The sequence below is a fragment of the Rhodothalassium salexigens DSM 2132 genome, assembly GCF_004341375.1.
In the GTDB taxonomy this organism is placed as follows: Bacteria; Pseudomonadota; Alphaproteobacteria; order Sphingomonadales; family Rhodothalassiaceae; genus Rhodothalassium; species Rhodothalassium salexigens.
This window is the reverse complement of sequence record NZ_SLXO01000019.1, coordinates 1-9,443: the sequence shown is the minus strand read 5'-3', so window position 1 is coordinate 9,443 and position 9,443 is coordinate 1. Positions and strand designations below refer to the sequence as shown.

At 62.5% G+C, this 9,443-nt stretch carries 7 protein-coding genes and 1 CRISPR repeat array; all 7 genes read left to right on the top strand.

Features of this window, described 5'->3' with window-relative positions:
* Positions 1 to 181: 181 nt before the first annotated feature.
* The 7 genes from EV659_RS14430 to EV659_RS14400 all read left to right on the top strand — a co-directional run bounded on the left by EV659_RS14430 (position 182) and on the right by EV659_RS14400 (position 9,315).
* The gene (locus EV659_RS14430) at positions 182 to 442 is read left to right on the top strand and encodes a hypothetical protein (RefSeq protein WP_132709601.1); all 261 of its coding nucleotides are present in this window, start codon (positions 182 to 184) and stop codon (positions 440 to 442) included.
* A gap of 44 nt (positions 443 to 486) precedes the next feature.
* Positions 487 to 1,605 (top strand): hypothetical protein, encoded by a 1,119-nt coding sequence (locus tag EV659_RS14425; RefSeq protein ID WP_132709600.1) that lies wholly within the window; start codon positions 487 to 489, stop codon positions 1,603 to 1,605.
* Between the two features lie 378 nt (positions 1,606 to 1,983).
* The gene (gene cas9 / locus EV659_RS14420) at positions 1,984 to 5,265 is read left to right on the top strand and encodes a type II CRISPR RNA-guided endonuclease Cas9 (RefSeq protein ID WP_132709599.1); all 3,282 of its coding nucleotides are present in this window, start codon (positions 1,984 to 1,986) and stop codon (positions 5,263 to 5,265) included.
* A 9-nt stretch (positions 5,266 to 5,274) separates the two neighbouring features.
* A complete protein-coding gene (gene cas1, locus EV659_RS14415) occupies positions 5,275 to 6,174 on the top strand; it encodes a type II CRISPR-associated endonuclease Cas1 (RefSeq protein WP_132709598.1) in 900 nt (299 codons plus the stop codon).
* A gap of 135 nt (positions 6,175 to 6,309) precedes the next feature.
* Complete coding sequence (gene cas2 / locus EV659_RS14410; protein WP_200287732.1) at positions 6,310 to 6,618, top strand: CRISPR-associated endonuclease Cas2; 309 nt, start codon at positions 6,310 to 6,312, stop codon at positions 6,616 to 6,618.
* Positions 6,619 to 6,691: 73 nt separating this feature from the next.
* A CRISPR array of direct repeats spans positions 6,692 to 7,980; the repeat unit is 36 nt; unit sequence AGGCTAGCCGATTTGGGATCGAGGGCCAACCGCAAC.
* 78 nt (positions 7,981 to 8,058) lie between these two features.
* On the top strand, positions 8,059 to 8,583 hold the full coding sequence (locus EV659_RS14405; protein WP_132709597.1) for a Fic/DOC family N-terminal domain-containing protein: 525 nt from the start codon (positions 8,059 to 8,061) through the stop codon (positions 8,581 to 8,583).
* Between the two features lie 168 nt (positions 8,584 to 8,751).
* A complete protein-coding gene (locus EV659_RS14400; protein ID WP_132709596.1) occupies positions 8,752 to 9,315 on the top strand; it encodes a phage tail protein in 564 nt (187 codons plus the stop codon).
* Positions 9,316 to 9,443 lie beyond the last annotated feature (128 nt).

Below are 9,443 nucleotides of genomic sequence, written 5' to 3'. Positions count from 1 at the left end.
CTCGGGCCCACTGGGTGCCGCGCTGCGGGCGGAGGAAGCGCTGCGCGCCGGCCGCGAGCCCGACGCCGACTGTGTCGAGCTCGGCTATGTGGCCCGGACCTGGACGCTGACCGAGGCAGGGCGCAAGGCGCTGTGGGCGGCCCAGGGCCGGACCCGGCCGGTGGGCGTGCGGTGAGCGGCGGTGGCCCATCGCACGGTGATCGAGGCGGCGCGCTGGGTGATGGCGTGGCAGGACGGCCCACCCGGCGCGTGCGTGCAGCTCTGGCACGCGGACGCGGCCGACGCCGTGCTGGTGATCGGCGGCGCGCCGGCGGCCGGCGTCTGGGCCGACTTTCGCGCCCTGGCCGACAACCAGGTGGCGACCCACGCCTATTGTGTGGGCTTGCTGCGGGGCTTGAGCGCTGGGCCCGGCGAGCGCGGGCAAACCACGAGGCATGAGTGATCAGTGACCGGGCCGACAATGGGGCCGATAACGGGGGCAGGGCGATGCGAGACGGCACGGCGGACCAGGTGACGGCGGACGAGCGGCGCATTTTGGCGGCGCTGACGCCCACACGGTCCGACCAGTGGATCACTGGCCGCGATCTGACCGGGGCGCTGGTGGCCGGGTTGCTCGCCGGCGGTCTGGTCGAGGCACAGAAGCGCCGGGGCGCGCGCTGGCTGTCGGTGGCGTCGGTGGGCACGGCGCGGGTGCGCGCCGCCTCGGGCGTCTGGGTCACCCGCATGGACGGCATCTACCGCGCCCGGACCACGGCGCGCGGCCGCCGGATCGTGGCCCAGACCTATGTGCGCCCGGCGCAAGCGCCCGACCTGACGGCCGAGCAGATCCGCACCCTGCGCCGGCTCAAGCGGGCGCGTCCGGCGGGCCAGATGGCCAAGGCCGGGCGTCAGGCCCAAGCGGGGCAGGGCGACGCCGACTGGGTGGCGATCGCGCGGTTGGCGGCCGACGGCCGGGTGCCTTTGGGGCTTGGAGATCTGGCGCGCCGGGGGCTGGTCGAGACCCGCTATCCGCTGCCCGGTGGCGCCGGGGCTTGGGCGGTCGGTGCGGCGGTCGACGTGGCGCATGGCCAGGCGCGGGTGACCGAGGCCGGGCGCCGGGCGCTGGCCAAGGCGTCGGGCCCCAAGCGGGCCAAGCGCGCGCTGCGTGCCGACCCGTCGGCGCCCGACCGCGGCACGCCCGAGACCCGCCGTCAGCAAGCCCGGGCGCCGCGTCGCCGCTCGGGCTATCGCAGCCTGGAGCGCCGGCTCAAGCCGCAGCAACTGGCTGCCTGGGCCAAGATCCTGGCGGCGCGGGAGGACCTAGCTCGCGACGTGCGCGCCCGCCCGGCCTCGCCCGAGTGCCGGCAGGGCGCGGGCTGTGGCAATGTGCCCGAGCATGTGGTGGCCGAGCGCCAGGACCGCTTGCGCGCCTATCTCGCCTGGTCGGACTGGCTCCACCATCGTTGGCCGGGGCGCTGGCGGTGGCGGCGTCAGGTGGCGGCGGTGGTGCTCGACGACCTGACGATCACCGCCGCCCGCACCCGCTTCGGCGGCCGCCCGGAGGTCATCGAACGCGAAGTCGCCGCCGTGCTGGACCAAGCGGCGCGGGTGCTGAGACGTCGGTGAAGAGGACGGGTCAAGGAGGTGGATCGGTTTTGGGTGAAAGTGGTGTGGGGCGCGTTATCAACCCTGCACTGATCGGCGTAAGTATCAACGGCCCCAGGCATGGCTGATGAAGGGGTGTTGTTGGGTTGTAAAGGTGAGGTGTAAAGAAACTTTTTGGCTCGAAACAAACAACGGCGGACACTGAAGGCCCGCCGTGTCGCCCTTATAAAAAGGGATTTTGTGCACTTTAAAGTGCTTGTTAACGGATGCCCTCGATCCCAAATTCGGCGATCCGAGCGCACCGTAACAAGGTACGCGCTTTTGCGTCAAGGCCTTTTTGTGCACCTTTTGCTTGACGACGCGCTCAAGCCAAGGTGGTTTAGGTGTTTGAGTTGAATTTTGGGAATCTTTGAGCGTTGGCGGGAGCGTTTCATGCGAGAACGGTATCGCTTGGGCATCGACATGGGGTCGAATTCCATCGGTTGGTGTGCATTGTCTGTGAATGACCGTGGTCTGGTCGATGGACTGTTGGACGCAGGTGTGCGGGTTTTGTCGCCCAGTGAAGAGGCTGGTCGCGATCCGCAATCAAAGGTCTCACTGGCTGCAGACCGTCGACTTGCCCGGTCGGCTCGCAAGCGTCGAGATCGTTTTATTCGTCGCCGTGATCGCCTGATGGAGACGTTGATTGGTGCCGGCCTGATGCCAACGGACAAGACCGCGCGCAAGGCTTTGGAGAAACTGGACCCATACACCCTACGTGCTGAGGCGCTCAAACGCCCTTTGGCGCCTGAAGAACTGGGCCGGGCGCTGTTTCACTTAAACCAGCGCCGAGGATTCAAGTCCAATCGAATTGCCGATGCCGGTGAAAAAGAGGCGGGCGCAGTCAAGGCAGGCGCTGACAGGTTGGTGGAAGCCCTTGAAAAGGCAGGTGCAGAAACACTCGGCGCCTATCTTGCGGGTCGCCACGGGCGTAACCTGCAAGGCGAGTGCCTGAAAAACGCCGATTGTCAGCCGGTCCGCTTCCGGCCTCGCCGCGAAGGGGCGAAGGATGTCTATGATTTTTATCCGACCCGAGATTTGGTCGAGCAGGAAATCGACACCATCTGGTGCAAGCAATCACCGCACTTGCCCCAGTTGAGTGATTCATTGAAGGCTCGTATCAAGAGAATAATTTTAGGGCAACGACCTCTGAAAAAGCCCCTAGTGGGAAACTGCACGTTCAATCCAAAAGAAAAGCGCGCGCCTCGTGCCCTGCCTCTGTTTCAGCGCTATCGCTTACTGACTGAGACGGCAAATCTACGGGTTGAAGAGGCAGGTCGGCCCGAACGCCCGTTGAGCAATGACCAGCAGCGCCTAATCCTGGGGCTGCTGTCAACGCGTTCGGGGGAGGTCAGCTTCGAGGCCATGCGCAAAGCGCTTAAGCTGCCCGAAGGCGCGGCCTTTAATCTGGAGCGGGGTGGTCGCAAGGGGCTGGATCCTGACCTGACTGCCGCCAAGCTGGCTCATAAGGATCTGTTCGGAAAAGCCTGGCGCAGTTTTGATATGGCCAAGCAAAACGACATTGTGCACCGCCTGCTGACCGAAGAAGACGAAGCCAAGCTTCTAGATTTTTTGCAAGACGACTGTGGGCTCTCGGCCGACCGCGCGGAGCGGGTGAATGAGGCTCATCTGCCGTCAGTCCATGGGCATAAGGCTCATCTGCCGTCAGGTCATGGACATATTGGCGAAACGATGCTGGCCCGGCTGGTGGAGGTGCTCGAAAATAATACGCAGGACTGGGAGGATCCTCAATCCGGCGAAATCATCACGGCGCCAATAACCTACGACGAAGCAGTGCAGCGATTGGATGCTCACCATTCTGATATGCGCCCAGCAGCTACCCACGATCGCTTACCCTATTACGGCGATGTCTTGCCCCGGCATGTAATCCAGAAGCCCGATGCCAATAAAGCCAGCCAGGATTATCGCGGCCGGGTACCCAATCCCACGGTCCACATTGCAATGAACCAGCTGCGTCAGATCATCAACATGCTGATCTCTGTCTATGGCCCGCCTGATAGCATTAATATTGAATTGGCGCGCCAGTTGAAGCAAACGCAAGAGCAGAAAGATGAGTGGACGCGGAAAAATAAAAAAAATGAAAGAGAGCGGATCAATCGCCGCCAGCGTTTGGCCGATCTTGGTATCGCCGACACGCCGGGCAATATGCAGCTTATGCGGCTATATGACGAACTGCCTCCAGATCAGCGGGTTTGCGTTTACAGTAATACGCCGCTTTCTATGGAGATGATTGTGTCTGGCGAAGTGGAAATCGATCACATATTGCCCCGCTCCAAAACGCTGGACGACAGTTTCGCCAATAAAGTGCTGTGTACCCGTCAGGCTAATCGAGACAAGGGCAATCGTGCTCCGGCCGATGCCTTCTCCGTTAATCAACTGACCGAAATCCACGCGCGAGCTAAAACGATCCTGCCCAGGAAAGCTTGGCGTTTCGCGCCTGATGCCATGGACCGGTTCGAGGCTCAGGGCGGGTTTTTGGCCAAGCAACTGACCGACAGCCAGCACATGGCGCGGTTGGCCAAGGAATACCTGTCCCACATCTGTGCTGCGGACAAGGTGACTGCTTCGCCCGGGCGGTTGACCGCCCTGCTGCGCGGCAAATGGGGCCTCAACAGCCTGCTCTATGACCATAATCTCTACGGCCCCGACGACACTCCGCCCAAGCAGCGCGAAGATCATCGCCACCACGCCATCGATGCCTTCGTCATCGGCTGCACAACCCGGTTCATGCTGCAACGAGTGGCTACCGCGGCAGGCCGGGCCGAAGAACTGGACTTGGATCGCCTAGCCCCGCGCGGCGAGTTTCCCGAACCCTTCCCAGGCTATCGCGAAGAGTTGAAGGCACGCCTTGAGGCTATGATTATCAGCCACAAGCCGGATCATGGCCGCCAAGGCCAGCTTCACGAGGAGACCGCTTTTGGTCGTGTCGATGAAGAGATCGACGGCAAGCGGTTCAATTTGGTCACTCGCAAGCCCATTGAGGGCCTGACCGAAAAGATGGTTGCCCAGGTGCGCGACCCGCGCTTGCGCGACGCCTTGGTCGATCTTGTTAAGGCGACCAAGGAGACTCTCGCGGCTGAGGCCTGTGTAACCGGCCAACCTTTGGAAAAGCGCGATATAGAGAAGGCTATCGCCCGGGCCCTTGCTGATTATGGCAAGGACCATAACGTCCGGCGGGTGAGGGTGTTGGTAACCGAATCATCGACCCGTACTGTGCGTCATGGCCCGAACCGCGAATTCGAAAAAGCATATGTGCCGGGCAGCAATCACCGCCTGGACATCTATGAACTGCCCGATGGTACTTGGAAAGGTGAGGGGATCAGCGTTTTCGATGTCAATCAGCCGGGCTTTCAACCGCGATGGCGTGCCGCGCACCCGGACGCCCGGCTGGTTATGGCTCTGCACAAGGGCGATCTGTTTGAGGCGGATTTCGGCCATGGCCCGGAAATCCTGGTTGCGCGAAAGCTGAGCCCGGCCAACGGCCGCATCGAGTTCGTCAGCCATCGCTGGGCCGGTAAGATGACACCCCAAACCTATCGTCGGGCGGCTTTCTCAAAGCTCAAGGCCGCCGGTGCCAAACCGGTCCGCGTCGACCCAATCGGGCGGATGAGACAATCTTAGGGGGCGCCCATGTATCCACGGATTGTCGAGATCGCTGAAGATGGTCGCCACTTGGCGAAGCACCGTGGTTTTTTGGTTGTGCAACAGGACGGGGCGGAATTGGCGCGTGTCCCGCTCGACGATGTGGCCGCGGTGATCGCCACAGCCCACGGCTTGACTTATTCCAACGCACTGGTCTGTGCTTTGGCCGAGCGCGGGGTCGCCTTCGTCCTGTGCGGCCCCAACCATATGCCCGTCGGCTTTTTGTGGCCGGCCGAATCTCACCATGAACAGGCGGGCCGTATCGCCGACCAGATAAACGCTAGCAAGCCCACCCGCAAACGCCTTTGGGCACAATTGGTGGCTGCCAAAGTAACCCACCAGGGGGCAATCCTGCGTTCGCTTGGCAAGGCAAGCGAGGGGTTCCTGATGATGGCTCGTGGCGTTCGGTCGGGCGACCCGGACAATGTGGAGGCTCAGGCGGCCCGACGTTATTGGGCGCGGTTGTTTGGCTCCGATTTCCGGCGTGACCGATCCCAGGATGGGGTCAATGCGCTGCTCAACTATGCGTATACGGTGTTGCGCGCCGGTACAGCACGGGCCGTCATGGGGGCTGGCCTGCACCCTAGCATCGGGCTGGGTCACAGCCGACGAACCAACAGCTTTCTCTTGGTCGATGATCTGATGGAGCCGTTTCGACCGATGGCCGACAGGGAAGTCTGTCGCTTGGTTGAAGCCGGCGCTACGACGGTTGATCGAACCGCGAAGAAAGCGCTTGCGGCTCTATTGAGCACCGACATGAGCTCACCCGACGGGATCAGCCCCGTCTATAAATGCCTTGAGCGGACTGCCTGGTCGCTGGCGGCTTGCCTTGGGGGGCGGGCCAAGGTGCTGGAAATCGCCCGGCCGCCTTTGCCATTGGAGGGGTAGGCGGAATATCTCGTAATTCCAATTGGTTCGGGGCGCTTCGCCCTGAACCCATTGGTCGAATGAACGGCATTGGGGGGCACCTCAAGAACCCGAGGGCAGCACAAGGTAATGTCTACGATATTGAGCGGGTATCGGATGATGTGGCTCTATGTGATGTTCGACCTGCCGGTTTTGACCCCTGACGAACGCCGTCGGGCGACCCGGTTTCGCAAGACTTTGCTCGATTGCGGTTTTGAGATGGCGCAATTCTCGGTTTACTTGCGCTTCTGCGATAGTAAGGAAACTGCCGAAACTCATATCCGCAAGGTGCAGTCAGTCCTGCCGCCTGCGGGTTGTGTCCACATCATCACTATTACCGACAAACAGTATGGAAACGCACGGATCTTCCAAGGAACGATGCAGAAACGCCCCCCAGAAAACCCGGATCAATTGGTGCTTTTGTGATCAATCGGGGTTGTTTTTTGGCGTTCAGAAAAAAAGAAAAAGCCCTGAAAAACAGGGCTTTAGGTGAGGATCTAGGCTAGCCGATTTGGGATCGAGGGCCAACCGCAACGGCCTGAACGACAAAGCCGATCCGGAGCTTAGGCTAGCCGATTTGGGATCGAGGGCCAACCGCAACAGACCGAACCAACGGCAGGAGTAGCAGCATAGGCTAGCCGATTTGGGATCGAGGGCCAACCGCAACGCCCTCCGGCGGCGCCAGCGACCGAGGGGGAGGCTAGCCGATTTGGGATCGAGGGCCAACCGCAACTGCGTGTGCTCGTCATATTCGTGGCGGATTAGGCTAGCCGATTTGGGATCGAGGGCCAACCGCAACTAGTTGTGTCGCCTGCCTGGCCTAGCCCGGAGGCTAGCCGATTTGGGATCGAGGGCCAACCGCAACCACCAGGCCAATGGCGGTGAGCACACCGGGAGGCTAGCCGATTTGGGATCGAGGGCCAACCGCAACGAAATACTTGGCGGCCAACTCGTCGGCGCAAGGCTAGCCGATTTGGGATCGAGGGCCAACCGCAACCGATGGTCGGAAAGACGTGTTGCGCGAGGGAGGCTAGCCGATTTGGGATCGAGGGCCAACCGCAACGACACGGTGAACCGGGTCACGTCCGAGCGCAGGCTAGCCGATTTGGGATCGAGGGCCAACCGCAACTCAACAAATTTCCTCATACCGCAGCAAATTAGGCTAGCCGATTTGGGATCGAGGGCCAACCGCAACTGTTTGCTCTTGGTGACGTTCAATATACGCAGGCTAGCCGATTTGGGATCGAGGGCCAACCGCAACCGCATCGAGCAAGGCCCGCCTGTTCGGGTCAGGCTAGCCGATTTGGGATCGAGGGCCAACCGCAACGTCGGCCAGATAGTCCAGCTGCTCGAAGCGAGGCTAGCCGATTTGGGATCGAGGGCCAACCGCAACTGTGGCCGCGGACTCTCGCAGTTGGTCGCAGGCTAGCCGATTTGGGATCGAGGGCCAACCGCAACACAGGCGGTGAAAGCCGCGCCGGCGGCGGGAGGCTAGCCGATTTGGGATCGAGGGCCAACCGCAACGCCGACACCGACCGGCCGTCGGCGCGCGCCAGGCTAGCCGATTTGGGATCGAGGGCCAACCGCAACCGGGGCGTTGTCGATGTCATCCTGGGGCACAGGCTAGCCGATTTGGGATCGAGGGCCAACCGCAACGAAAAAGCTGCGCGAAGCCTTTGCGACGGCAGGCTAGCCGATTTGGGATCGAGGGCCAACCGCAACCCGGCATTGGCGCAAGCCTTGGCGGGCGATAGGCTAGCCGATTTGGGATCGAGGGCCAACCGCAACGTTAGAATCACGGCTAAGAAAGGAAAGCCCCATATCATTTCTTAGTGCGCCGGCCAAGGAAAGGGGCCTTTTTCAGACATGGCGTTATCACCGGAGCCATCACGGTTGGGGCAGCGCGTGGCCATTTCGACCGCGGGTGAGGGCGCAGAGGCGTTCGTGCCCCCTCCCTTGCCGCCGGTGCCGTCTGTCAGGATGGACCGGCTCTACCGTCCACTCGAGCGCGCAAACCGCGCGATCGGACGGCTCGATGGCGTGACGTCCATCCTGCCCGACACCCCGCTTTTCCTTCAAATGTACGTTCGAAAAGAGGCGCTGCTTTCGTCGCAGATCGAGAGTACACAGTCATCGCTCTCCGACCTGCTGCAGCAGGTCCTTGAGAACGGCGACTGGGAGGCATGGCTGGAGTTTTTCCTCGACGGTATCGCCGAGACGTCTCTGCAGGCATCCGAGGCGGCGCGCGAGATTCTTGCGCTTTTCGAAGCTGATCGGCACCGGATCGAGGATCTCGGTATCGTGCGGGAGGTGACCGGGAAGCAGTGCGGCAGACTGTATGTCTACAGCGACTATCTCGACATTCTCAGCCGAGGCACGGAGCCCCTGTGATCCCTCGATCCGAGCCGCCCCGGCTCACCGGGGGTTCTCGCGCTTCGATCTCGTTGTCAGCCCGCACCCCCTTGCTTATGTGCTCGATAAGCGATAGGGTGTGCTTAATTCCAAAAACTGTATTTAGCCCGCCCCGGTCGGCGGGCTTTTTCGTTGGAGGCTTGGCCCATGGCTCGGCGGTTCGCGCCCGATTTGCGGGTCGAGCACCATCTCGACGACGCCGTGGCGTTTCTCGATCGGTTGGGCTCGAAGCGCTGGCAGCGCGCGGTCCTCACGGCGATCAACCGGGCCGGCGCGTCGACCCGGTCCCAGGCCGCCTCGACCGTGTCCAAGGCCATGGGCACCAAGGTGCGCCGCGTGCGCCAGGATCTGCGGCTGGTCCAGGCGCGGCATATCGACGAGCCGGCGCGGGTGCGCGCCGTGGGCAAGAGCCTGGGGCTCATGCAGTTCGCCGCCCGACAGACCCGCACCGGGGTCACCGCACGGGCCTATGGCGTCAGCCGGCGCTATCGCGGCGCCTTCATCGCCCAGCGCCACGGCACCGACCACGTGTTCATCCGCATCGGCAAGGAACGCCACCCGCTGCACCGGCTCTATGGGCCGAGCGTGCCCGAGACGCTGGCCGACCCGGCGATCCACGCCCGCCTGGTCGAGCATGGCGTCGAGCGGCTGGCGGCCGAACTCGCCCGGCAGATGGACCGGGCGCTCTACCGCAAACACGGCCGGCGCTGACGCCGCCGGGGACCCTGAGGCTGACAAACCAACACGGGTGCGCGGCATCGCGATGGATCGGTATTTTTCAGGGGCCCAAAACTGGGTAACACGGGTAACAAGGGTAACACCGACCTGGTCAGCCAGGC